Annotated in this window: 22 protein-coding genes and 2 riboswitches; of the genes, 13 read left to right on the forward strand and 9 right to left on the reverse strand. The window is 69.4% G+C overall.

The features are described 5' to 3' along the window. Positions 1 to 7 precede the first annotated feature (7 nt). The 6 genes from HNO80_RS07965 to mnhG are packed head-to-tail and all read left to right on the forward strand — an operon-like array spanning position 8 to position 6418. Complete coding sequence (locus HNO80_RS07965) at positions 8 to 3043, forward strand: Na+/H+ antiporter subunit A (RefSeq protein ID WP_175322310.1); 3036 nt, start codon at positions 8 to 10, stop codon at positions 3041 to 3043. Continuing rightward, positions 3040 to 3606 (forward strand): Na(+)/H(+) antiporter subunit C, encoded by a 567-nt coding sequence (locus HNO80_RS07970; RefSeq protein WP_175322311.1) that lies wholly within the window; start codon positions 3040 to 3042, stop codon positions 3604 to 3606. The genes HNO80_RS07965 and HNO80_RS07970 overlap by 4 nt, the downstream gene beginning before the upstream one ends. Further along, on the forward strand, positions 3603 to 5216 hold the full coding sequence (locus HNO80_RS07975; RefSeq protein WP_175322312.1) for a Na+/H+ antiporter subunit D: 1614 nt from the start codon (positions 3603 to 3605) through the stop codon (positions 5214 to 5216). Before HNO80_RS07970 ends, HNO80_RS07975 begins: the two co-directional genes overlap by 4 nt. Next, the gene (locus HNO80_RS07980) at positions 5213 to 5758 is read left to right on the forward strand and encodes a Na+/H+ antiporter subunit E (RefSeq protein WP_175322313.1); all 546 of its coding nucleotides are present in this window, start codon (positions 5213 to 5215) and stop codon (positions 5756 to 5758) included. Before HNO80_RS07975 ends, HNO80_RS07980 begins: the two co-directional genes overlap by 4 nt. Then, on the forward strand, positions 5755 to 6033 hold the full coding sequence (locus HNO80_RS07985; protein WP_175322314.1) for an MrpF/PhaF family protein: 279 nt from the start codon (positions 5755 to 5757) through the stop codon (positions 6031 to 6033). The genes HNO80_RS07980 and HNO80_RS07985 overlap by 4 nt, the downstream gene beginning before the upstream one ends. Continuing rightward, positions 6023 to 6418: a monovalent cation/H(+) antiporter subunit G gene (gene mnhG, locus HNO80_RS07990; protein WP_175322315.1), complete on the forward strand. Its 396-nt coding sequence runs from the start codon at positions 6023 to 6025 to the stop codon at positions 6416 to 6418. The genes HNO80_RS07985 and mnhG overlap by 11 nt, the downstream gene beginning before the upstream one ends. Before the next feature lie 67 nt (positions 6419 to 6485). Here mnhG and HNO80_RS07995 read toward each other — a convergent pair whose 3' ends face one another. Then, positions 6486 to 6749: a DUF4235 domain-containing protein gene (locus HNO80_RS07995; RefSeq protein WP_175322316.1), complete on the reverse strand. Its 264-nt coding sequence runs from the start codon at positions 6747 to 6749 to the stop codon at positions 6486 to 6488. A gap of 36 nt (positions 6750 to 6785) precedes the next feature. Beyond that, positions 6786 to 7331, reverse strand: coding sequence for a heme-degrading domain-containing protein (locus tag HNO80_RS08000; RefSeq protein ID WP_175322317.1), 546 nt, complete (start codon positions 7329 to 7331; stop codon positions 6786 to 6788). 184 nt (positions 7332 to 7515) lie between these two features. After that, a riboswitch (TPP riboswitch) is annotated at positions 7516 to 7658 on the forward strand. Between the two features lie 69 nt (positions 7659 to 7727). Between HNO80_RS08000 and HNO80_RS08005 the strand changes: the two genes are divergently transcribed. The 5 genes from HNO80_RS08005 to HNO80_RS08025 all read left to right on the forward strand — a co-directional run bounded on the left by HNO80_RS08005 (position 7728) and on the right by HNO80_RS08025 (position 13760). Continuing rightward, on the forward strand, positions 7728 to 8360 hold the full coding sequence (locus HNO80_RS08005) for an ECF transporter S component (protein ID WP_175322318.1): 633 nt from the start codon (positions 7728 to 7730) through the stop codon (positions 8358 to 8360). Positions 8361 to 8373: 13 nt separating this feature from the next. Further along, a complete protein-coding gene (locus HNO80_RS08010) occupies positions 8374 to 9993 on the forward strand; it encodes an ABC transporter ATP-binding protein (protein WP_175322319.1) in 1620 nt (539 codons plus the stop codon). Further along, positions 9990 to 10793: an energy-coupling factor transporter transmembrane component T family protein gene (locus HNO80_RS08015; protein WP_175322320.1), complete on the forward strand. Its 804-nt coding sequence runs from the start codon at positions 9990 to 9992 to the stop codon at positions 10791 to 10793. The genes HNO80_RS08010 and HNO80_RS08015 overlap by 4 nt, the downstream gene beginning before the upstream one ends. A 152-nt stretch (positions 10794 to 10945) precedes the next feature. Next, on the forward strand, positions 10946 to 12469 hold the full coding sequence (locus tag HNO80_RS08020) for a UDP-N-acetylglucosamine 1-carboxyvinyltransferase (RefSeq protein ID WP_175322321.1): 1524 nt from the start codon (positions 10946 to 10948) through the stop codon (positions 12467 to 12469). Between the two features lie 61 nt (positions 12470 to 12530). Continuing rightward, positions 12531 to 13760, forward strand: a complete 1230-nt coding sequence (locus HNO80_RS08025; RefSeq protein ID WP_175322322.1) for a glutamate--cysteine ligase 2 — start codon at positions 12531 to 12533, stop codon at positions 13758 to 13760. Here HNO80_RS08025 and HNO80_RS08030 read toward each other — a convergent pair. The 4 genes from HNO80_RS08030 to HNO80_RS08045 all read right to left on the reverse strand — a co-directional run bounded on the left by HNO80_RS08030 (position 13757) and on the right by HNO80_RS08045 (position 16939). Beyond that, entirely contained in the window at positions 13757 to 14965 is a 1209-nt protein-coding gene (locus HNO80_RS08030) for an O-succinylhomoserine sulfhydrylase (protein ID WP_175322323.1), read from the reverse strand. The two genes, HNO80_RS08025 and HNO80_RS08030, sit on opposite strands and share 4 nt — an antisense overlap. Continuing rightward, a complete protein-coding gene (locus tag HNO80_RS08035; RefSeq protein ID WP_175322324.1) occupies positions 14962 to 15396 on the reverse strand; it encodes a rhodanese-like domain-containing protein in 435 nt (144 codons plus the stop codon). The genes HNO80_RS08030 and HNO80_RS08035 overlap by 4 nt, the downstream gene beginning before the upstream one ends. Then, positions 15393 to 15710, reverse strand: a complete 318-nt coding sequence (locus tag HNO80_RS08040) for a DUF1737 domain-containing protein (RefSeq protein ID WP_441416585.1) — start codon at positions 15708 to 15710, stop codon at positions 15393 to 15395. Before HNO80_RS08040 ends, HNO80_RS08035 begins: the two co-directional genes overlap by 4 nt. A 14-nt stretch (positions 15711 to 15724) precedes the next feature. Continuing rightward, positions 15725 to 15839, reverse strand: a riboswitch (SAM riboswitch). A gap of 122 nt (positions 15840 to 15961) precedes the next feature. Further along, positions 15962 to 16939: an aminodeoxychorismate lyase gene (locus HNO80_RS08045; RefSeq protein ID WP_175322325.1), complete on the reverse strand. Its 978-nt coding sequence runs from the start codon at positions 16937 to 16939 to the stop codon at positions 15962 to 15964. Positions 16940 to 17032: 93 nt separating this feature from the next. Here HNO80_RS08045 and cls point away from each other — a divergent pair, with 93 nt between their 5' ends. Beyond that, positions 17033 to 18508, forward strand: coding sequence for a cardiolipin synthase (gene cls, locus HNO80_RS08050; protein WP_175322326.1), 1476 nt, complete (start codon positions 17033 to 17035; stop codon positions 18506 to 18508). A 13-nt stretch (positions 18509 to 18521) separates the two neighbouring features. Here the strand turns inward: cls and HNO80_RS08055 are convergent, their stop codons facing one another. Together HNO80_RS08055 and HNO80_RS08060 are read right to left on the reverse strand one after the other, a co-directional pair. After that, positions 18522 to 20639, reverse strand: coding sequence for a chorismate-binding protein (locus HNO80_RS08055; RefSeq protein WP_175322327.1), 2118 nt, complete (start codon positions 20637 to 20639; stop codon positions 18522 to 18524). After that, positions 20636 to 21223, reverse strand: coding sequence for a low molecular weight protein-tyrosine-phosphatase (locus HNO80_RS08060; protein WP_175322328.1), 588 nt, complete (start codon positions 21221 to 21223; stop codon positions 20636 to 20638). The genes HNO80_RS08055 and HNO80_RS08060 overlap by 4 nt, the downstream gene beginning before the upstream one ends. A 164-nt stretch (positions 21224 to 21387) precedes the next feature. Between HNO80_RS08060 and HNO80_RS08065 the strand changes: the two genes are divergently transcribed. Next, a complete protein-coding gene (locus tag HNO80_RS08065) occupies positions 21388 to 22398 on the forward strand; it encodes a S1C family serine protease (protein ID WP_175322329.1) in 1011 nt (336 codons plus the stop codon). A 55-nt stretch (positions 22399 to 22453) separates the two neighbouring features. Here the strand turns inward: HNO80_RS08065 and HNO80_RS08070 are convergent, their stop codons facing one another. After that, the gene (locus tag HNO80_RS08070) at positions 22454 to 22933 is read right to left on the reverse strand and encodes a MarR family winged helix-turn-helix transcriptional regulator (protein WP_175322330.1); all 480 of its coding nucleotides are present in this window, start codon (positions 22931 to 22933) and stop codon (positions 22454 to 22456) included. Positions 22934 to 23031 lie beyond the last annotated feature (98 nt).

The following is a 23031-nucleotide window of genomic DNA, read 5'->3' on the forward strand; positions in this document are numbered from 1 at the left end:
GATACCAGTGATCACAGTCCTTGCCGTGCACTTCGCGGTGGCTGCTGTGGCGCCGTTCCTCTTCCGCAGGCTTGGCAGGAACGCGTTCTTCGTGCTGGCCGCGGTGCCCGCAGGCTCGTTCGTCTGGCTGGTCCTCCAGCACGGCGCGGTCTATTCAGACGCCGGGTCCACCGCGGTGACCCTCCCGTGGATTCCGGACCTCCGGCTGGAGCTGGCGTTCCGGATGGATGCCCTGGCCTGGGTCATGTCCCTGCTGGTCCTGGGTGTCGGCGCGCTGGTCCTGGTCTACTGTGCCCGGTACTTCAAGGACAAGGACAGCTATCTCGGCGGCTTCGGCGCCCAGCTGCTGGCGTTTGCCGGCGCGATGTTCGGCCTGATCACCGCCGACGACCTGCTCCTGATGTTTATTTTCTGGGAACTCACCACGGTCCTGTCCTACCTGCTCATCGGCTACGCCCGCACCAGGTTGTCGGCCCGTCGCTCGGCGCTGCAGGCGCTTGTGGTGACCACTGCCGGCGGCTTGGCCATGCTGGTGGGCCTGATCATGCTGGGCGCAACCGCGGGTACCTACCGGATCTCGACCATCCTGCAGATGGCGCCGGAGCTGGTGACGGGACCCGCCGCAGCAGCAGTGGCGGCCGCCGTCGTGCTGGTCCTGGTGGGCGCGATCACCAAGTCCGCGCTGGTCCCGTTCCACTTCTGGCTCCCCGGGGCGATGGCCGCGCCGACGCCGGTGAGCGCGTACCTGCACGCCGCCGCCATGGTGAAGGCGGGCATCTACCTCGTGGCGCGGCTTGCCCCCGGGTTCGCCGAGACGGCGTTTTGGCTCCCGGTGGTACTGGGCCTCGGCCTGGCCACCATGCTGGTGGGCGGTTACCGGGCCCTGCGCCAGACCGACATCAAGCTCATCCTCGCCTACGGCACGGTCAGCCAGCTCGGCTTCCTGACCATGGTGGTGGGGCTCGGCAAGCCGGACGCGGCGCTCGCCGGCCTCGCCCTGCTGCTGGCCCACGGCCTCTTCAAGGCCACGCTGTTCCTGGTGGTCGGCATCATCGACCACCAGGCGGGGACCCGCGACATCCGCAAGCTCTCCGGGGTGTACCGGTCCTCCCGCGCCCTGGCGGTGGTGGCGGCCATCGGTGCGGCATCGATGGCCGGGGTGCCGCCGCTGGCAGGTTTCGTGGCGAAGGAATCGGTCTTCGAGGCCTTCGTGCATCACGCCGGCGCCGGGACCGGGCCGTGGGGTTTGGTTATCCTGCTCGGCCTGGTGCTGGGCTCCATCCTGACCTTCGCCTACAGCGCACGTTTCATGTGGGGCGCCTTCGCGGTCAAATCCGGCGTGCCGGCCACCCGCTTCAAGGCCGTCAAGCCGGCATTCCTGGCCGCCCCCGCCCTGCTGAGCCTGCTGACCCTCCTCTACGGCGTGTGGCCGGCGCCGGTTGACGCCTGGATCCAGCCGTACGCGGCACTCTTTGCCGCCCACGCCGGAGCCGAGGGCGTGGATCCCGACGCCGCCGGGCACCTGGCGCTGTGGCACGGGTTCACCCCGGCACTGGGCCTGACCGCGATCACGTTCGCCCTCGGCCTGGCGATGTTCTACGGACGCAACGCCGTTTCCCGCGCGCAGGCCCTGGTGCCCGGCTGGATCGACGGCGACCGCACCTACCAGCTCGCCATCGGGGCCCTCGACGACGCCGCGGTCTGGGTCACCGGCCGCACCCAGCGAGGCTCGCTCTTCTTCTACCTGGCCGTCATCCTGACGGTTGCCTTCGTCCTGCCGCTCACGGCGATGCTGCTGGCCAATAAGCCGCTGCCCGGCGGCCTGTACTTCATCGACCCCGGTTCGCCGCTGCAGCTCGTCGCCGGCGCCGGCATCGTGATCGGCGCGCTCGCCGCGGTGCGGGCCAACAAGCGCTTCCTGGCCGTGCTGATGGTGTCGGTCACCGGCTACGGCATCGCCTTGATGTTCGCGCTCCAGGGCGCCCCGGACCTGGCCCTGACCCAGATGCTGGTGGAAACGATCATCCTGGTGGCATTCGTCCTCGCCATGCGGAGCCTGCCGGCGGAGCTGCGGGACCGCACCGGCGGCAAGTACCGGGTGATCCGGGTGATCATCGGCGCGGCGTTCGGCCTCACCATGGTCTTCGTGGCGATCTATGCCCTGGGCTCCCGGGTCGCCACGCCGGTCTCGCTGGAGTTCCCGCGCCTGGCCTACGAGGGCGGCGGGGGACTGAACGTCGTCAACGTCACCCTCGTGGACATCCGGGCCTGGGATACCTTCGGCGAGATCTCCGTGCTGGCGCTCGCCGCCACCGGCGTCGCCAGCCTGATCTTCGTCCGCGGCCGCGGCGACCGCATCGGGCCCTCGTCGTCCGTGGCGGAAGGAACCGTCGGCCGCCGGACGGACCAGGCCGCCCACACCAGGGACAACGCGGCGCTGGCCTTGAGTCGCCGGTTTGCCGCGTCGACGCGCGACGCGTGGCTCGTGGCCGGACGGACCATGGCCCCGGAGCGGCGGTCGATCATTTTTGAAGTCGTCACCCGGCTGATCTTCCATTCGATGATCGTCTTCTCCATCTACCTGCTGCTCGCCGGACACAACCTTCCCGGCGGCGGTTTCGCCGGCGGGCTCACGGCCGGCCTCGCCCTCACTATCCGCTACCTCGCCGGGGGCCGCTTCGAGCTGCGCGAGGCCACACCGGTCAGCGCCGGTGCCCTGCTGGGGATCGGGCTGGCGACGGCCGCGGCGTCCGGCGTCGCACCGCTGCTGCTTGGCGGCCAGGTCTTCCAAAGTGCCGTGATCGAACTCTGGCTGCCCGTCTTCGGCGACATCAAGTTCGTCACCTCCACCATCTTCGACATCGGCGTCTACATCGTGGTCGTCGGCCTGGCGCTGGACGTGCTGCGCAGCCTCGGCGCCGAAATCGACGAGCACTTCGAAGAACAGCCGGGGGAACAGCCCGCGGACGAGCCCGCGGAGCCGTCCGAAGGCCGGGAAGCCGACGGCGTCCCGGCCAAAACCACCGCCAAGGGGAGCGCATGAGCGTCAATCTGACCCTGCTGACGGTCATGGGAGCCCTCTACGCCTGCGGCATCTATTTGATCCTGGAACGCAGCCTCACCCGGGTCCTGCTGGGCCTGATGCTGCTGGCCAACGCCACCAATCTGCTGATCCTGGCCACCGGCGGCTATGCGGGCCTCGCCCCGCTGTTCAACAAGGACACGGCCGCCGGCGACTACAGCGACCCGCTCCCGCAGGCGCTGATCCTGACCTCGATCGTGATCTCCTTCGCCGTCACGGCCTTCATGCTGGGCATCATCTACCGCACCTGGGTGCTGGCCCGGCAGGACGAAATCCAGGACGACGCCGAGGACCGCCGGGTGGCCGAGACCCCCAGCTTCGACGCCGAGGACGACGCCGTCATCCCGGCGGAGACCTCGGAGTTCCCGCTGGTCGCGGCCGATCCGACGGACGCCGCCGGGACCCCCGACCCGACGGAGACCGTGCAGGCCGGCGCCCGCCGGATGCCGGCCACGGACGCCGCCGCCGAGGAGCAGCCCGGTTCCCGCAACATCACCCCCGGCCCGGAAGGAGGGACCAAGTGAACATCGCAAGCTTTGCCCCGCTCGCCGTCGTCCTCCCCATCCTGGGGGCCGCCCTGACCTTCCTGCTGATCCGGCAACCGCGGGCGCAACGGACCGTCAGCATCACCCTCCTGACGCTGACGCTGCTGCTGGAATGCCTGCTGCTGGCCTCCGTCTGGCAGGGCGGCACGGCGGCGGTCAACATCGGCGGCTGGCTACCGCCCTGGGGCATCGTGATGGTGGTGGACCAGTTCTCCTCGCTCATGCTGGTGGTGTCCTCGACCGTCAGCCTTGCCGTGCTGGTCTACGCCACCGGGCAGGGCATGGCCGACGGCGACCGGGACGCGCCCGTGTCGATCTTCCACCCCACCTACCTGATCCTGGTGGCCGGCGTGTCCAACGCGTTCCTCTCGGGTGATCTCTTCAATCTCTACGTGGGCTTCGAGATCCTGCTCACCGCCAGCTATGTGCTGATGACCCTGGGCGGGACGGGTCCGCGGATCCGCGCCGGCGTGACGTACGTGGTGGTCTCGGTGGTCTCCTCGGTGCTGTTCCTGATCGCGATCGCCATGATTTACGGCGCGACCGGAACCATCAACATGGCGGACCTGGCCATCAAGCTGGTGGATCTGGACCAGGGCACCCGGAACCTGCTGCACGTGCTGCTGCTCGTGGCGTTCGGCATCAAGGCCGCCGTCTTCCCGCTGAGTTTCTGGCTCCCGGACTCGTATCCGACGGCGCCCGCCCCGGTCACCGCCGTGTTTGCAGGGCTGCTCACCAAGGTGGGTGTCTACGCGATGGTCCGGACTGAGACCCTGCTGTTCCCGGGAGACACGTTCAACACCCCGCTGATGGTCGCTGCCCTGCTGACCATGGTGGTGGGGATCCTGGGCGCCCTGGCGCAGAGCGACATCAAGCGACTGCTCTCCTTTACCCTGGTCAGCCACATCGGCTACATGGTGTTCGGCCTTGCGATGTCGTCCGTGGCGGGCCTGGGGGCCGCGGTTTTCTACGTGGCGCACCACATCACCATCCAGACCAGCCTGTTCCTCGTGACCGGCCTGATCGAGCGCCGCGCCGGGAGTTCCTCGGTGGACCGGATCGCCGGGCTGGCCAAGCTCTCGCCCTTGCTGGCGGTGCTGTTCTTCGTGCCGGCCATGAACCTGGCCGGGATCCCGCCGTTCTCCGGATTCCTGGGCAAACTGGGCCTGCTGCAGGCCGGCGTCGCCCTCGGCACCCCGCTGGCCTACGCACTCGTGGCCGGTGGCGTGCTGACCAGCCTGCTGACCCTGCTGGCCATTGCCCGGGTCTGGAACCGCGCCTTCTGGCGCAAGCCCGAGGACGCCGAACACCCCGACCCCGTGCTGCTCGCCGCCCCCGCCGACGCGGCCACCGGCGACCGCGCGGGCCAGCAGAACGTGACCCTGCTGCCGCGGACCATGGTGGGCTCCACCCTGGGCCTGGTGCTGTTCGGGGTGGCGCTGACGGTGTTTGCCGGGCCGCTCTTCCGGGTGGCCGGCCAGTCCGCCGAGGAGATGCTGAACCGGTCCGCCTATATCCAGGCCGTCCTCGGGGACGAGGCGCCGGTTCCGGTGATCGCCCAGCCGCTGCGGCAGGAGGGCGGCAAATGACGCGCAAGAGAATCTCGCTGCGCCAGGAACTGCCGCTGCTGGTCTGGCTCGTCATCGTCTGGGGCGCGCTGTGGCAGAACTTCAGTGCGGGAAACCTGCTCTTCGGCGCCCTGATCGCGGTGGTGGTGGCCCGGCTGTTCTACCTGCCGCCGGTGGAGCTGGGCGGCCGCTTCAACGTGCTGCGCGCAGTGCCCTTCGCGCTGGTCTTCCTGGCCAAAGTCGTGGCAGCCAGCTTCCAGGTCCTGTACCTGGCCGTGGTCCGTGGACCGCGGGTGATCAGCGCCGTCGTCGCCGTCCCGCTCCGCAGCCATTCAGACCTGCTGGTGACCGCCACGGGACACGTCATCTCGCTGATCCCCGGGTCCGTGGTGGTGGAGGTGGACAGGTCCACGTCCACGCTCTACATCCACGGCATCAACGTCCGCGACGCCGGGGATGCGGACAAGCTCCGCAAGGAGGTCCGCGACACTGAGGCCGGGCTGATCCGGATCATGGGCACCAGGGCCGAACTGTCCGCACTGAAGCAGGAGGTCGGGGCATGATGCCGCTGGTTTTGACCATTACCGCCGTCGTGCTGTCGCTCGCCGCGGCCGGCGCGATTATCCGCATCGCGCGGGGGCCCTCGCTGCTGGACCGGGTGCTGGCCGCCGATGTGCTGCTGGCCATCCTGGGCGCGGCGCTGTGCATCGACATGGCCGTGAACCGGCACCTGAACAACCTGATGCTGCTGGTGTCCATCTCGATCATCGGCTTTGTCGGCTCGGTGACGGTGGCCCGTTTCGTGGCAGACCGGAGGAAGCAGCCCAATGAGTCCTGAGACGATTTCCGCCGACGCCGTGATCGACACCGTCTCTGCCGTGTTCATGGTGGTCGGGGCGCTGATGTCCCTCGGCGCGGCCATTGGCCTGCTGCGGTTCCCCGACCTTATGAGCCGGATGCACGCCGCGACCAAGCCGCAGGTGCTGGGGCTTTTCCTGCTGCTCTGCGCGGTGGGGCTGCAGCTGCGCACGTGGTGGGTGTGGCCGGTGCTGGTGGTCGCGTGGATCTTCCAGCTGCTCACGGTGCCGGTCTCGGCCCACATGGTTGGCCGCGCCGGCTACCGCACCAAGCACCTGCACCCGGAGCTGCTCAGCGCCGACGAGCTGGAAGCCGTGGTTCAGCAGGCGGCTGGCAAACGCGGATTCACCGACGACGACGAGTAACGCCGCCGGCGCCCGGGACGTGCGCCTGGACGCCGGCGGCCCGTGCGAACGGGGCAGGCGATATGGCTTAGACCAGGTCCTGGGTCTTGGCGAAGCGGGTGATCGCCCGCTGCGTGCCGCGGTTGGCGAGGACCTGGATGATGGCGCTGACCGAGGCCGAAATCAGGGCGAAGGTCAGGGCTTGGCGCAGCGTGGTGGGGACGTCGTCGTCGTGGCCCTTGGGCGGCTTGTTGCCGGTGGTCTTTTCCCAGACGGTGTCGACCACCTTGGTGCCGACGAAGCCGGCGAGGAGGCTGATGCCGGTGCCAAGCAGTTTGATGAAGATGTTCATACTTCGTACTCCTTGCGGGAGGAAACAGGGCTTCCCCTAGCCTAGCGTCCCCGAGCGGCCGAGGATTTCGGTCAGTGCCTCGACCACCAGTTCGTGGTCGGCCTTCTGCGGCAGCCCCGACACCGTGACGGTGCCTACCACCCCGGTTCCGCGCAGGTAGATGGGGAACGAGCCGCCGTGGGCTGCAAACTCGCGCTGGTCGAACCAGGCGTTGTCCTCGATCCTCTGACCGGCAGCGCGCGCCCGCAGGCCCACCAGCAGCGACGGGACTTCATACCGCACCGCGGTGCGCTGTTTGGCCTTGATCCAGCGCTCATTGTCCGGGGTGGCGCCCTCCAGCGCAGCGTGGAAGAGGACCTGCTCGCCTTTGGTGACGTCGATGGCGATCGGGTGGGAGCGCTGGCGGCCGAGTTCGACCAGGAGGAGCCCCAGGTCCAGGGCATCGTCCTTGCTGAAGGACCGGAACTGCAGTTCGTCGACTTCGGTCAGGATGCGGCCGATCAGCGCCGCGAGGGATCCCGGCGGCTGCGGGTCCGCCGAGTCCGGGTCGTAGTCGGGAGAAGACACCGGTGAGTCTGTCACGTGATCCAGCTTCCGTTGGTTGGCCAGCGCCAGGCCGCGGCGGCGTGCGTGGTTCGCACGCTGTGCCGACTCTACCAAGCAGGCCGTGACGGGTCACCGCCGCCGACGCCGGCAGATTGTGACGCCCGGGCCCGCAAATCCGCGCCCGCCCGGGTGTAAACTTAGCCAGCCCACAAGGGCGATTTTGATACGACAGGGGAGCGCCGCCGTCGGGCATCACTGGAGCAGTCCAGGGAACCGTAGGTGGGCGCTGAGAGTGCGGACAGCCGCAGACCCTCGAACCTGATCCGGTTAGTACCGGCGCAAGGGAGTCGAGTTCTCAGGGTGCCCGGCACCCGTGGCGAAGGCCGCGGTGCCGCCGGATCACCCTCCCCTCCTGTACCTCAGGAGGACGATATGACTGACATTTCTGCGAAGCAGACACTGACCACCGGCAAATACAGCTGGCGCGTGGTCGACATTGTGGTGGCCGCGTTGATCGCTGTTGCCGGCGGCGTGATTTTCTGGGCCTGGTCCCAGGGTTCCAACCTTGTTTCCGTCCCGCTCAACGCGGTCTACCCGCCGCTGACCGGGCTCTACGCCGGCGGCTGGATGATCCCGGCGGTGCTGGGCATGCTCGTTATCCGCAAGCCCGGGGCGGCGCTGTTCTGCGAAGCGGTGGCCGCCACCGGCGAGCTGATCATGGGCTCGCAGTACGGCACCACGGTGCTGATCTCCGGCATCCTGCAGGGCCTGGGCGCCGAACTCATCTTTGCCGCCTTCCTGTACAAGAAGTTCAACCTGCCGGTGTCCCTGCTGGCCGGTGCCGGCGCGGGCCTGTTCTGCGGCCTGAACGACTCCTTCCTGCCCTGGGGCTGGAACATCGCGTACGAAACCGGTGACAAGCTCGCCTACATCGTCTTTTGCGCCATCTCCGGAGCAGTGATTGCCGGCGGACTGTCCTGGCTCGCCACCCGCGGCCTGGCCAAGACCGGGGTGCTGGCCTCGTTCGGGTCCCGCAAGGCGGAATCGGAACCCGTCTTCTCCTGATGCCCGCACACGCATGACATCTGTCGACGACGTACGCCCGGCCGCGGTCACCGCCCGCGGCTGGGGCTGGCGGCACGCCGGCCGGGCCCGGCCCGCCGTGACCGGCCTGGACCTGGACATCCGCCCGGGCGAGCGCGTGCTGCTGCTGGGCCCGTCCGGCGCCGGCAAGTCCACGCTGTTGCACGCCCTGGCCGGGGTGCTGGGGGACAGCACTGCGGCAGCCGCTTCCGCTGACGCTTCCGCTGACGCAGAGGACTCCGATGAGACCGGCAGCCTGCTGATCGACGGCGCCCCGCCCAGGGCCCGGCGCGGGCGGGCCGGGCTGATGCAGCAGGACCCGGAGACCCAGGTGGTGCTGTCGCGGCTCGGCGACGACGTGGCCTTCGGGGCCGAAAACCTCTCGGTCCCCCCGGCGGACATTTGGCGGCGGGTGGGGGAGGCGCTCGACGACGTCGGGCTGGGCGGCCTGCCGCTGCAGCACCCGACGTCGGCGCTCTCCGGCGGCCAGAAGCAACGGCTGGCGCTCGCCGGGATCCTCGCGATGCGGCCCGGGCTGCTGCTCCTCGATGAGCCCACCGCCAACCTTGACCCGGCCGGTGTCCTGGAGGTCCGCGACGCGGTGGGACGGTGCCTGGACAAGACCGGGGCCACCCTGGTGGTGGTGGAGCACCGGGTTGCCGTCTGGAAAGACCTTGTGGACCGGATTGTCGTGCTGCAGCCCGGATCCGCCACGGACTCCGCGGTGCTGCTGGACGGGCCCCCGGACCTGGTCCTGGAGCAGGCACGGGACATGCTCATCGCCGCCGGCGTCTGGGTGCCGGGCCATGTGCCTGCCACCCGGGCCCGCCGCGGCGGAACAGGGCTTGAAGGGGACGCCGGGGCCGGCCAGTTGCTGCTGGCCGCCGAGGAGCTGGCGGTGTCCCGCGAACGGCCCCGCCGTACCGGTTTGCTGCGGGGCTTCAGGACGGTCCCGCCCGTCCCGGTCCAGTCCGGCATCACGGCCCAGGTCCGGGCCGGCCAGGCGCTGACCATCACCGGCCCCAACGGTTCCGGGAAGTCGACCTTCGCCCTGACCCTGGCGGGCCTGCTGGCCCCGGTCGCCGGAGCGGTGTCCGCCACGACGGAGCTGAGCGCCGGCGCGGGCATTGATCCGTATAAGTGGAGGGCCCAGCAGCTGATCGCCAGGATCGGCACGGTGTTCCAGGAACCCGAGCACCAGTTCGTCACCGGCAGGGTGCTGGACGAACTGATGTTCGGTCCCCGCCAGCTGGGCCGCGGCGAAGAACGGGTCGACGAGCTGCTGGAGCGCCTTCGGCTGCGCGAGCTCGTGGACGCCAACCCCTACACGCTCTCCGGCGGCGAAAAACGGCGGCTCTCGGTGGCCACCGTGCTGGCTGCCCACCCCCAGGTGCTGGTGCTGGACGAACCCACCTTTGGCCAGGACGCCAACACCTGGGCGGAACTGGCCTCTTTCCTCTCCGAGCTCCTCGACGCCGGGACCGCCGTGGTCTCGGTGACCCACGACGCGGAGTTCAGCGAGGTCCTGGGTGGCGCCGAGCTGAAACTCGGCGCACCGCAGCCGGGCGTTCCGGGACTGCCCGGGAGGACGAACCCGGGGGTGGCGGCGCCATGAGGGACGCCCTGACCCTGCGCGGAAACCACGCTTTGCTGACCCGCGCCAACCCGCTGGCGAAGTTCTCCGGCGTCGTGCTCATCACCGTCGCGCTGGCGCTGTCCATCGACTGGGTGTCCGCGTCCGTGGCGCTGGCCTTCGAACTGCTGCTGTTCCCGCTGGCGGGCCTGACCCTGGCCCTGCTCTGGCAGCGCGGCTGGCCGCTGATCCTCGCGGCCGCCATGGGCGGCTGGAGCACCGCGATCCTGGCCCCGGACCACGGCAGGATACTGCTCGACGTCGGCGTCTGGTCCATCAGCGAGGGCTCGCTGCAGCTCGGGCTGGGCTTCCTGCTGCGCGGCCTCGCGATCGCGCTGCCGGCGGTGCTGCTGATGAGCTGCACGGACCCGACGGACCTTGCCGACGCCCTGGCGCAGCAGGCGAAGCTGCCGCACCGCTTCGTGCTCGGCACCCTGGCCGCGATGCGGCTGGTGGGGCTCATGGCCGAGGAATGGCAGACCATCGGCATGGCCCGGCGAGCCCGCGGTGTCGGCTCGCACGGAAGCCCGGTGCAGCGGCTCAAGGCCACGCTGGGGCAAAGCTTCGGGCTGATGGTCCAGGCTGTCCGCCGCGCCTCCCGGCTCGCAGTGACCATGGAAGCGCGTGGCTTTGGCGGCGCGCAGCGGACGTGGGCGCGGAAGGCGACGTTCAGCCGGCTGGACGCGTGGGTGGTCCTCGGTGGCCTGCTGATCTCCGGTGCCGCCGTGGCCGCAGCCATGGGTGCCGGGACGTGGAACATGGTGTTCCTCGGCCAGCAGTAGCCGCCGGCAGCAACCGCTGGCAGCGGCCCCGGCTGATGCCCCGCCGCCGCACAGCACTACGCCATATCGCACGAGATGGATATTCTGTGAGCTTTATTGCAGTTCTGGGGTTTCTACCCTCCCAAATAGCTCATCCGTGATATTTATTGCATATGACTCAACAGACTGCTGAATATGTCGGCGCCGTCCTCCGGGACGCCCGCGGCGAGAAGGGCTGGACCCAGGGACAGCTCGCGGCCGAGCTGGGAACCAGCCAGAGCGCCATCGCCCGGATGGAGCAGGGCAAGCAGAATCTGAGCCTGAAAATGATCGAGCGGCTCGAATCCATTTTCGGCCGCGCCATCGTCAAAGTCGGCCGGCCGCAGATGACCCACCTGCGGGTGGAGGGCGGCCGCACGCTCTCCGGCGCCGTGGACGTCAATAGCAGCAAGAACGCCGGCGTCGCGCTGCTGTGCGCGAGCCTCATCAACCGCGGCACCACCGTCCTGCGGCGGCTGGCCCGGATCGAAGAGGTTAACCGGATCGTGGAGGTCCTGACCAGCATCGGCGTCGAGTGCACCTGGCTCAACGCGAACGACCTGCAGATCCGCCGCCCGGCCGTGCTGGACCTCGATTCGATGGACGTCGAGGCCGCCCGCCGCACCCGCAGCGTCATCATGCTCCTGGGCCCGCTGCTCGATGAGTCCAGCGAATACCGGCTGCCCTACGCGGGCGGCTGCGACCTTGGCACCCGCACCGTGGAGCCGCACATGCAGGCCCTGCGCCAGTTCGGCCTCAGCGTCGAGGCGAAGTCCGGCTTCTACAGCGTGCAGGCGCCGCCGGCGGACGGCCACGACCGTTCCTTCGTCCTGAGCGAGCGCGGCGACACCGTGACCGAAAACGCCATCATGGCCGCCGCCCACCGCCGCGGCACCACCATCATCCGCAACGCCAGCCCGAACTACATGGTCCAGGACCTCTGCTTCTACCTGCAGATGCTGGGCGTGGAGATCGACGGCGTGGGAACCACGACGCTGAAGATCGTCGGCCGCCCGTCGATCGACGCCGACATCGAGTATTTCCCGTCCGAGGACCCGATCGAGGCGATGAGCCTGATCACCGCCGGCATCGTGACCAACTCCGAAGTCACGATCCGCCGGGTCCCGATCGAGTTCATGGAGATCGAACTGGCGACGCTCGAGCAGATGGGCCAGCGGCTGGAGGTGTCCGCGGAGTATCTTGCCCGCAACGGCCGCACCCGGCTGGTGGACGTCACCACCAAGCCCTCCGAGCTGCGGGCGCCCGCGGACAAGATCCACCCGATGCCGTTCCCCGGCCTGAACATCGACAACCTGCCGTTCTTCGCCGTCATCGCCGCCAATGCCCACGGCCAGACGATGATCCACGACTGGGTCTACGAGAACCGGGCCATCTACCTGACCGAGCTGAACAAGCTGGGCGCCCAGGTCCAGCTGCTGGATCCGCACCGGATTTACGTCAACGGGCCCACCAAGTGGCGGGCCGCGGAAGTCGGCTGCCCGCCGGCCTTGCGCCCCGCCGCCTGCCTGCTGCTGGCCATGCTCGCCGCGCGGGGCGTGTCAGAGCTGCGCAACATCTACGTGATCGAACGCGGCTACGAGGACCTGGCCGAGCGGCTTAATACCATCGGCGCCAAGATCGAGTATTTCCAGGACTGAATCGTCTGAGCGGCGATTTTAGGGTAGCGCGCCGGGGCGGGTGCTGACGCACAATGGTTGCATGCGCACCGTTGGCGTCGAGGAGGAACTGCTGATCGTGGATCCCGTTACCGGGGTCCCGCTGGCACTGGCCGACGCACTGTTGCGCGGACTGAAACCTGCCCCCGCGGCAGCGGCCGCGGCGTCTGCCGACGCCGCGGCTGCGTCTGCCGGGGATCCGAACCACGACGACTCGGGCTTCAGCTTCGAACTCAAGCTGGAGCAGATCGAAACCCAGACCGTGCCCTGCCTGGACCACAGCGCGTTGCTCCAGCAGATCAGGCAGTCCCGGGCGTTCGCGGGCCGCGTAGCCCGGATGCACGGAGCCCGGGTGGCCGCCCTGGCCACATCGCCGCTGGCAGCCGCCACCCACACGACGCCCAACCCGCGGTACGCCACCATGCAGAAGCGCTTCGGCCTTACTGTGCAGGAGCAGCTGACGTGCGGCTTCCACGTCCACACCTTCATCGACTCCCCGGAGGAGGGCGTCGCCGTCCTCGACCGGATCCGGGACAAGCTGGCGGTGCTGATCGCGCTCAGCGCCAACTCGCCCTTCTGGAACGGGACGGAGACCGGCTTCGAAAGCTACCGAACCCAGGCCTGGAACCGCTGGCCGGCGGCGGGGCCCTCCATGATCTTCGGGAGCCTTCCGGTCTACCGGCGGGTGGTCACGAGGCTGCTGGAAAGCGGGGTGCTGTTCGACGAAGGGATGATCTATTTCGATGCCCGGCTGGCCCGCCACCACCCCACTGTGGAGGTCCGGGTCGCGGATGTCTGCCTGCGGGCGGAGGACGCGGCGCTGATCGCCGTGCTGGTGCGCGCCCTCGTGGAGTCAGCCAGCCGGGAGTGGCGCGACGGCGTGGATCCCGCCCCGGTGCCGACGGTCCTGCTCAAGATGGCCGCGTGGCAGGCCAGCAACTGCGGGCTGCGTGGCGAGCTGCTGGACTTCGGCAGCTTCCGTCCCGCTCCCGCCGGCGAGGTGGCGCACGCCTTAGTCGACTTCGTGGCCCCCGTCCTTGCGGAGCAGGGGGAGCTGGACCTGGTGCGCCGCGGCGTGGACCGGGTCCTCGCGAACGGCACGGGGTCGCAGTTGCAGCGCCAGGCGCTCTGCGCTCCGGGGCTGGACACCCCCTCCGACGACGCCGGCCTGGCTGCCGTCGTCGCCCATGCCGTGCGGGTCACGATGCACGGGGCGGACGCCGAGGGATTGTCAGAACCGGCCCCCGTGCTCTCGCGGGTGCGCCGGAGCTAGACCTGCTTGAGCGCCTGCCCGAGGTCGCGGATCAGGTCCTCGACGTCTTCCAGCCCCACCGAGAGCCGTACGACGCCGTCGCTCAGCCCGATCGCCGCGCGCCCTTCCGGGCCCATGGCGCGGTGCGTCGTGGTGGCCGGATGGGTGATCAGGGACTTTGAATCGCCGAGGTTGTTGGAAATATCGATGATCCGCAACGCGTCCAGCAGCGCGAACGCGGCTTCCTTGGCGGAGCGGCCGGGCGAGGGCGAAAGCTCCAGCGTCAACACGGTGCCGCCGGCCTTCATCTGCTTGGCGGCGAGCTCATACTGTGGGTGGGACGGCAGCAGCGGGTACTTTACCCAGCTGACCGCGGGCTGGGCCTCCAGCCATTCGGCCAGCCGCAGTGCCGAGGCGGAGGAGTGGTTCACCCGCAGGGCCATCGTCTCCAGTCCCTTGCTCAACACCCAGGCGTTGAAGGCGGACAATGCCGGGCCGGTGTGGCGCATGAGCTGCTTGACCGGGCCCTCGATGAACTCCCGGGTGCCCAGGATCGCGCCGCCGAGCACCCGGCCCTGGCCGTCGATGTGCTTGGTGCCGGAGTACACGACAACGTCCGCGCCGAGCTCCCCGCACCGCTGCAGCAGGGGAGTGGCGAAGACGTTGTCCACCACCACGGTCGCGCCGGCGGCGTGCGCCAGCTCGCTCACGGCGGCGATGTCCACAATTTCCTGCATGGGGTTCGAGGGAGACTCGAAGAACACGGCCGTCGTCGGCACGGCCAGCGCCGACCGCCACTGTTCGAGGTCCGGGCCGTCCACGAAGACCGTCTCCACGCCCCAGCGCGGCAGGATCTCGTTGAGGATGACGAAGCAGGATCCGAAGAGCGAGCGGGCGGCGACCACACGGTCTCCGGCCCCCAGCAACGCCCCGAGCGCGGTGAACACCGCGGACATGCCCGACGCCGTCGCAAAGCACGCCTCGGTTCCCTCCAACAGCCGGAGACGTTCCTGGAAGGTGGCCACCGAGGGGTTGCCGTAGCGGGAATAGACAAACCGCTCGTCCTCGCCGGTGAAGGCGCGCTCAGCCGCGGCGGCGGATTCGTAGACGAAGCCCGAGTTCAGGAAGATCGGCTCGGTGGTCTCCTGGAACCCGGTGCGGTCCAGTCCGCCGCGGACGGCCTGGGTGTCCGGGCTCCAGCCCTGGGCGTCGGGATTGAAGCTCACTTAGTGCTTTCCTGGTTGGTGGGCAGGCCGCGGTTCTTCCAGCCGTTCACGGTCCGGGCGCCGGTCGGACCGGGTTCGCCTTCGAAGCCCTCGAGGACGTTGTAGGCGGTGAAGCCGGCCGCCGTGGCGGCGTTCGCGGCGGCGGCCGAGCGGGCGCCGGAACGGCACAGGAAGACGAGCTCGGCGGCCGTGGCGTCAGGGGCCTGCTGCCGCAGTTGCCGCTGGAGTTGCTCGAGGAAGTGCGGGTTGGGGGCTCCGCCGGCCAAGGTCCACTGAACGAACAGCGGATCCTGCCGCTCTTCGGTGGCGGCCGCGGTGACCGGGACGCCGATCTGCGACCATTCCGCCTCGGTGCGGACGTCCACCAGGATGGCGCCCGCCTCGAGCTTGGCCCAGGCTTCCTGCGGGCTCAGGTCTCCGGCGTAGCTCATGCGTGGCCCTCGCCGGTGAACTCGGCGCCGTCGAGCTCATCCACCGCGTTGGCGACGGCGGCGTCGGCGCTCGCGATCGCGGCCGGCAGCACGACGGCCTGGGCCACGATCACGGTACTGCCGTTGAACGTCGCGGAGGGGCTGCCGTGCAGGACGTATCCCTCGGCCAGCGCAGCGGAAACGCGCTCGCAGAAGCTGCGGTCATCGGGCCCGGTGAACAGGCGGTACGCCAGTCTTTCCTCGGCGGGCCCGGGTGCGGCGGGGGATTGGGCGGGGGCTGTGGCGGGCACAGCGGGTGCGGATGCGTCGGGCACGACGGATCTCCTTACTTTCACGCTTGCAGCTCGAGTGGTCGATATGCCGAGTATTCACCTGAGGCACCCCGCCGCGAAAGGGAGGGTTGCCGACCGGCCAGTCAGGGCTTGGCGGCGGGTCTCATTACTCCCCAAAAACGTAGCACTTACGACGCCGGCGGCACCGGCGGCGTCGTCATGTTAAGTCACGCGGCCGCTGGCATGGCGCCTTCCGCGGGGCGGTGCAGCATCATCCGGGGCCGGCGGCGGTCCTACTCGATCGTGGCGAACAGTTCGTTGAGCTCGGCCGTGAGCTGCCGCCGCAGTTCGGGGGTGCCGATCTCCTTGCCGTCGATGTGGTTCACCGGAGCCAGGAGCCGGATGCTTGAGATGAGCCAGACGGCGTCGGCGTCGTACAGGTCGGCAGGCACCAGCGGGCCGTAGCCGAGCTCCCACCCGGCGGCCTTGGCCGCGGTAAACAGGGCGCCCTGCGAGGTGCCGGGGAGGATTCCGCTGTCCAGCTGCGGAGTGATCAGCCGGCGTACGGTGCGGACTCCGCCCGCCCCGTCGTCGCTGGTCTCCAGGTGCGCCAGCAGCACGGTCGACGTCGGGCCCTCCAGGACCCGGCCGTCGGCGGAGGTGAAGATGACGTCGTCCGCGCCCTGGTGGTGGGCGTACCGGAGCGCCGCCATGTTGACCGCATAGGACAGGGTCTTGGCGCCCAGCAGCAGCCACGGTGCGCGTTCGCCCACCTCGCTGTCGTAGCCGCGGTCCAGCAGGATGACGTCGATGCCGGTCTCGCGCTGCCGGCGGCCGGCTTCCGGCGGCGGGGAGGCCTGCACCCAGCACGTCGGCGTGCCCGCGCCCTCCACCCCGCGGCTGGCGAGCAGCTTCACCACGACCTCGTCCGTTCCGCCGGCTCCGTTGCCGGCGGCTTCGACCCCCGTGGTGGCCTCGCCGCGGTACTCGCTGACCGCGGTCTCGATCGCGCGGCGCCAGGCGTCCTCCGCCGGGATGTCCAACTCCAGCGCGCGCGCCGAGACGGCCAACCGGGTCAGGTGGGCTTGCAGCTTGCGCGGGCGTCCCCCTACCACCAGCAACGACTCGAATACGCCGTCGCCGCGGGTGGCACCCTGGTCGGTGGCCATCAGCTGCGGCTTGGACGAGTCGGCGACGCGGCCATTCTCAAACGCGGGATCGAGGAACACCAGCACCGTCGCGCGGGCCGGAACAGAGGCGGGGGTAGTCATGCCTTCAGCTTAGTGCGGCCCGCGTCGGGATAAGCTGTGCGGGTTGCCCGTTCCGGAACTGTTCCGCGGGTCTGGAGCTTGAGGGGTTTGCCTGTGCTGTGGCCATTTTCGCTGGCGGGGTCACTTCCGTCCTGGGTGATCCTGATCCTGACAGTCATCGATCTTGGTATCCGGGTTGTTGCCCTCGGCATCATCCCGGGCAACCGCCGGCCCACCACGGCCATGGCCTGGCTCCTGATCATCTTTTTCGTTCCGGCCGTGGGCGTGGTTCTCTTCCTGCTCTTCGGCAACTTCCGGCTCTCCCGCAAGCGCCGGGCGCAGCAGGATGCGGTGAACACCCGGGTGCGGGCCGGCACCTCAGAACTGGCCATGGTGGAAAGCAACTACCAGGGCCCGGAATGGGTGTCCTCCGCGGCGGAGCTGAACAAGACGCTCGGCTCGCTGCCCATGGTGGACGGCAACAGCGTGGAGCTCCTGCCCGGCTACCCGGACTCGATCAAAGCGATGGCGGCCGCCGTGCGCGAAGCCGAGTCCTTTATCAACGCCGAGTTCTACATCCTCAGCTCGGACCACGTCACGGATGACCTGCTGACGGCGATGGAAGAGGCCGCCGAGCGCGGCGTCGAAGTCCGCGTCCTGTTCGACCACTTGGGCACTCTGCGGATCAAGGGCTACAGCAAGCTCATCGCCCGGCTCAAAGCCAGTAAGATCCGCTGGCGGCCCATGCTGCCGCTGCGGCCCGTGCACGGTCAGTGGCGCCGCCCGGACCTGCGCAACCACCGCAAGATCATGGTGATCGACGGCGAGGTCGCCTTCACCGGTTCGCAAAACCTGATCGAACCGTCCTACAACAACCCCCGGCACCGGAAGGTCGGCCGGGAATGGGTCGAGCTGATGGCCTGCCTGCGTGGGCCGATCGTCACCACCCTCAACGTGGTGTTCGCCACCGACTGGCTCAGTGAGACCGACGAATCCCTGGAGCACCAGCTCGCGCACCGGCCCGAACTGCACGCCGGCAACATCACCGCCCAGGTGGTGCCCAGCGGTCCCGGCTTCATCACCGAAAACAACCTGCGCCTGTTCAACACGCTCATTTACTCGGCGCAGCGCAAGATCTCCATCTGCAGCCCGTACTTCGTTCCGGACGACTCGCTGCTCTACGCGGTGACGACGGCGGCGCAGCGAGGCGTCGACGTCGAACTCTTCGTCTCGGAAAAGGGCGACCAGTTCCTGGTCCACCACGCCCAGCAGTCCTATTACGAGGCGCTACTGGAGGCCGGGGTGCGGATTTACCTTTACAAGGCCCCGTTCGTGCTGCACGCCAAGCACTTCACGATCGACCACGAGGTTGCCGTGTTGGGGTCGAGCAACATGGACATGCGCTCCTTCTCGCTGAACCTCGAGGTCTCGGTGATGCTCCTGGGCGAGGACATCGTGCGGAGGATCAGCGCCGTCGAAGACACCTACCGCGGCATTTCGCGGGAATTGACGCTCGAGGACTGGATGAAGCGGCCCATGGGGGTCAAATACGTGGACAACGTCGCCCGTCTCACGTCCACCCTGCAGTAGCCAGGCGCGTGTACTAGCCCGCCGGGAACCCCGCGCCGAGCGCCGAGAGCACGCCGAAGGCCTTGGTCCGGATCTCCTCGTACTCCTCCTGGGGTGAGGAGTCCGCGGTGATGGCGCCGCCGACGCCGAGGCTGAGTGTGGTTCCCTGGTCCGCGCCCGCAGCCACCACCAGGGTCCGGATCGCCACCGCGAGGTCGGTGGCCCCGCTCAGCGAGAAGTAGCCGATCGCCCCGGAGTAGACGCCCCGCGGTGCGGCTTCAAGCCGGTCCAGGATGGCCATGGTGCTGACCTTGGGGGCGCCGGTCATGGAGCCGGCCGGGAAGCAGGCCGCCACGGCCTCGGCCCGCGGCATGCCGGGCCGGAGGCGCGCATCGATGGTGCTGACCATCTGGTGGACGGTGGCGTAGCTTTCGATCGCGCACAACCTGCTGACCGACACTGATCCGGGCACCGCGAAGTGGCTCAGGTCGTTGCGGAGCAGGTCCACGATCATGATGTTCTCGGCCCGGTCCTTGGGCGAGGTTTCCAGCTCGTGGCGCAGCAGCTCGTCCCGGGCGGCGTCGGAAGCCCGGCGCCGGGTGCCCTTGATCGGCTCGGCCCGCATCGCGCCGTCGGCGGCGATCCGCAGGAAGCGCTCCGGCGAGGTGCTGGCCACGGTGAGGTCGGCCAGGCGCAGGTAGCTCGCGAACGGTGCCGGGTTGCGACGGCGCAGCGCCAGGTACACCTGCCAGGGATCGAGCTCCCCGGCGGCAGCGGTGGCCGTCAGCGCCGTCGTCAGGCAGACCTCGTAGCTGTTGCCCTCGGTGATTTCGTGCTGCGCCGCGACGATCTTGGCCTTGTACGCGGCTTCGGTGTCCCGGGCGCTGAAGTCCGGGACCGGAGTGTTCCGGGCGGCGCTCCCGACGCCGCTCCCGACGACGCCGACGCCGGCGCCGTCGTCGCTGCCGCCGGCGGCCGGGTCTACGTCCGTGGCCGCCGCCGCAACGGCCGCGCGTGCCGCGGCACGCCAGTCCGCGGCGTCCGGGGCGTCGAGGGCGAGCAGCCACACCGTGCGTTCCCGGTGGTCCAGCACCACGGCGCGGCCGGCGAAGATCAGGCTGGCATCCGGGGTGTCGGCTTCGACGTCGCTGCCGCCCGTTTCACGCTTGAGTTCATAGCCGAGGTAGCCGAGCCAGCCGAGGGTGAACTCGCACGGGTAGCCCTCCGGGGCGCGCAGGGCCCGGCGTCCCCAGACCCCGTCGAGCCAGCGGAAGAACCCTCCCTCGGTCTGCACGGTGGCATTGCCGACACGCACCCGGGTCCGGCCGGAGCGGTGCCGGACCGACTGGCCGTAGCTGCCGCCGTCGTCCGCCAGGATGCTGAAGCGGCTGCGTTCGGCAGCCTCCCCGGTTGGACCCTGGCCGCCCTGCTCGTCCGGGCCGTCCTGGGGCAGGGAGGAATCCAGCCACACGGCGTTCGGCGAGCTGCCGTAGAGCGTTGTGAAGAGCCGGGCGGCGTCCGGGGCGGCGTCGATCCGCTCGGCCGTCAGCTGCAGTCCGCGGCGGGCCGACAGCTCGGGAAGCAGCACCGGGGCCAGGGCCGGAAGGTACTGGAGGGCCTGCAGCACCTCGGCCGGGGCAGCGCCGTCGGCGAGGTTCAGCACCCGCACGTCGGCGCGGGAAGGCACATCGTCGGCGGCCAGCCACTCGTCTTCCTGCCCGGCCCATTGCTCCCAGTAGGGTTCATAGCTTGCGCCGTCGCGGGCGAGCGCCCGGGTGCGCCGGTCCTGCTCGGGGGAATCGGCCCAGACGATGGCGTCGAGGAACGGCGTGGCGGCCGCGGCGGCGGCACCCACGCCCTCGACCAGGACGATTTCGGCCGGCGCGGTGACCCGGGCGGCGCCGTCGTAGTGCTGCTCCCAGTCCCAGCTGACCCAACGGGCCGGTTCGCCGCGGCGCAGCGGGGCGAGCACGGTGGCGGCGTAGCGGTCGATGCCTGCGGCCAGGCCGTTCCAGCCGGGGTAGATGTCCTCCAGGTGGAAGAGCGAGACCTTGTGGTGCTCCCGGAGCCGGGCCGCGAGCTCGATGGCCAGGGTGGTCTTCCCTGCGCCGGAGCGTCCGTCGATGGCGATGATGACGGGTGCGCGGCTCATGAACTAGAGCGTACCCGGTGCCCTGCGTCGTCCCGGTGCGGCTGGTCCTGTTGCTGCTGCGGCTGCCCTGCCCGGGCCTGCAGCTGGGCGGCGCGAACGTGCTGAAGGATGCCGGGGACGGCGGCGTGGATCAGCTCCCAGGTGTTGTCGAAGTCGGTGTGCCCGCCAAACCAGGGGTCCTCGATGCCTTGGTCCAGCGGATCCCTGCCGGCGACCGCGGGGTCGAAGCTGCGCAGCATGCGGATCTTCGCCAGCGAGGCCTGGTCCGGCGCGGCCTGGCGCAGCCAGCCGTAATGGTCCACATCAAGGGCCAGGATCAGCTCACGCGAGTGGAACCACTCGCTGCGCCACTCGCGTGCGACATGCAGCCCGGAAGAGATGTGGTGGGCTGCCAGCTTGCGGGCGGCCCGGGGATCGATCGGGCGGCCCGCCTCGTAGGAGGTGATGCCGGCAGAATCGACGTCGACGCCGGTAAGCCCGGCGGCGGCTGCGGCCTCCGCCAGCATCAGTTCGGCCATCGGGGACCGGCAGATGTTTCCGGTGCAGACCGTGATGATCCGGTACGGGCTCGACATTGAGGTCATGACTAAGCATGGACGATCCGAAGGCCTCTTGGCTAGCCGGAACCCAAGCAATATTACAAGTTCTGTCATACGGCTTTCGCTTGCCGTCAAGCATCCTGGGCTGCCGCCGTGTGCGGGCCCTAATGCTCTGGCCCGCCGTCGGCGCCGCTCCCAGACTGTGTCCTATGACGGATCAGGACTCCCCGGTCCAGGCGCCTGCGTTCGGGGCCGCGGACGGGGACGCGCCGTACGGGGCCGCGTCGGAGGCCGCCTTCAACGGGCCTGCCAGGCCAGCCAAGCCCGCGCAATCTGCGGAGGCGGCCGCCGCCGTGCGGGCAGGGATAAAAGCACCCGGCGGCCGGACGAATCGGTTCTCGCTGGGGTTGCTGCGGCTGCTGGGCATCATCCTGGTCGCCGCGTTCGCGGGAGCCGGTTCGGCCCTGCTGGTTGCCCGGGCCAGCGGCTGGGGAGCCGAGATCGTGGTCAAGCAGTACGTCACCGGCGGCGGGGTGTCCGACCATCCCGCTGATATCAAGGCACTGCTGGCGGCCGCCCTGCCCGCGGTGATTTCCGTGAAGGCCACCACCACGCAGTCCAACCCCTTCCTGGATCCCGGCGGTGGCGGCCGGGTGACCGCCGAGGGGACGGGGATAGTGATCGATAGCTCGGGTGAAATCCTGACCAACGCCCATGTGGTCAGGGGAGTGGTCAGTGGAGCCTCGAGCGTGACCGTAACGTTCCGCGACTCCAGTACGCGCGCCGCCCACATCGTCGCCGCGGACAGCGATCACGACCTGGCGCTGTTGAAGGTCGACGGCGTGAAGAACCTGCCCGTTCTGGAGCTGGGCGACTCGGGGTCTGCGGCGCCCGGGGACGCCGTCGTCGCGATCGGCTACGCCTTGGGCTTGGACGGCGGCCCCAGCGTCACCACCGGCATCATCTCGGCCACCGGGCGTACCGCTGCGGCCGAGGCAGGCTTCGGCAGGAATTCCCGGCTCGCCAATCTGCTGCAGACCGATGCGCCGATCAGCTCGGGCGACTCCGGCGGCCCCCTGCTCGACGCCGGGGGCCACGTGATCGGCATCAACACCATGGTGGCCACGTCAACCTCGCGGACCGCCGCGAACGGGATCAGCTTCGCCATCGCCGCGGACACGGTCAAGGCACTGCTGCCGGGCCTTCGCGCGGGCGGCTAGGCCTCCCGTCGGGTGCGCGGGCCCCTCGCCCCCTGTGGGCGGGTTGGGCGGGACCTCAGGGGCGTTCGCTCCAGAGCGCCTTCCGGAGCAGGCCCTTCAGCTCCCCAACCTCGGCGTCGCTGAGCCCGGCCAAGGCCTCGGATTCGGCCGCCCGTGCGGCGGCCTCGGCCTGCCGGAAGACGGCGGATCCCTCCGCCGTGGCGGAAACAATTTTGGCCCGGCGGTCCTGTCTTCCGGGTGCCCGGAGCACCAGGCCGCGCTTCTCCAGTTCATCTATGAGGGCGACGATCTGGCTGGGATCCAGGCTCAGGAACTCCGCCATTTCGCGCTGCGTGGGCTCCAGTTCGCTGTTGGCCAGGGCCAGTACCGAGTAGGAGCGTTCCTTGAGTCCGAACTCGGCCAGTGCCCGGTTGTTGAGGATCGAGCCGGTGGCGTGCAGCTTGGCCAGCAGGAAGCCCGCGTCCCGGCTGATTGACGCCGCCACGAGCTTGTCCGCGGCCCGGGTGCCCGGCGCTTCGTCTACTTCGGTCGTCATGCCCACTCCAATAGTCCAGAAAATAAATCATTGACATTCTCAATTATCCATACTTTCATGGATGCAGAACAGCATCCCATGCCGAGGGGCAGGATGCA

The sequence above is a fragment of the Arthrobacter sp. C9C5 genome, from assembly GCF_013359735.1.
Lineage (GTDB): Bacteria > Actinomycetota > Actinomycetes > Actinomycetales > Micrococcaceae > Arthrobacter.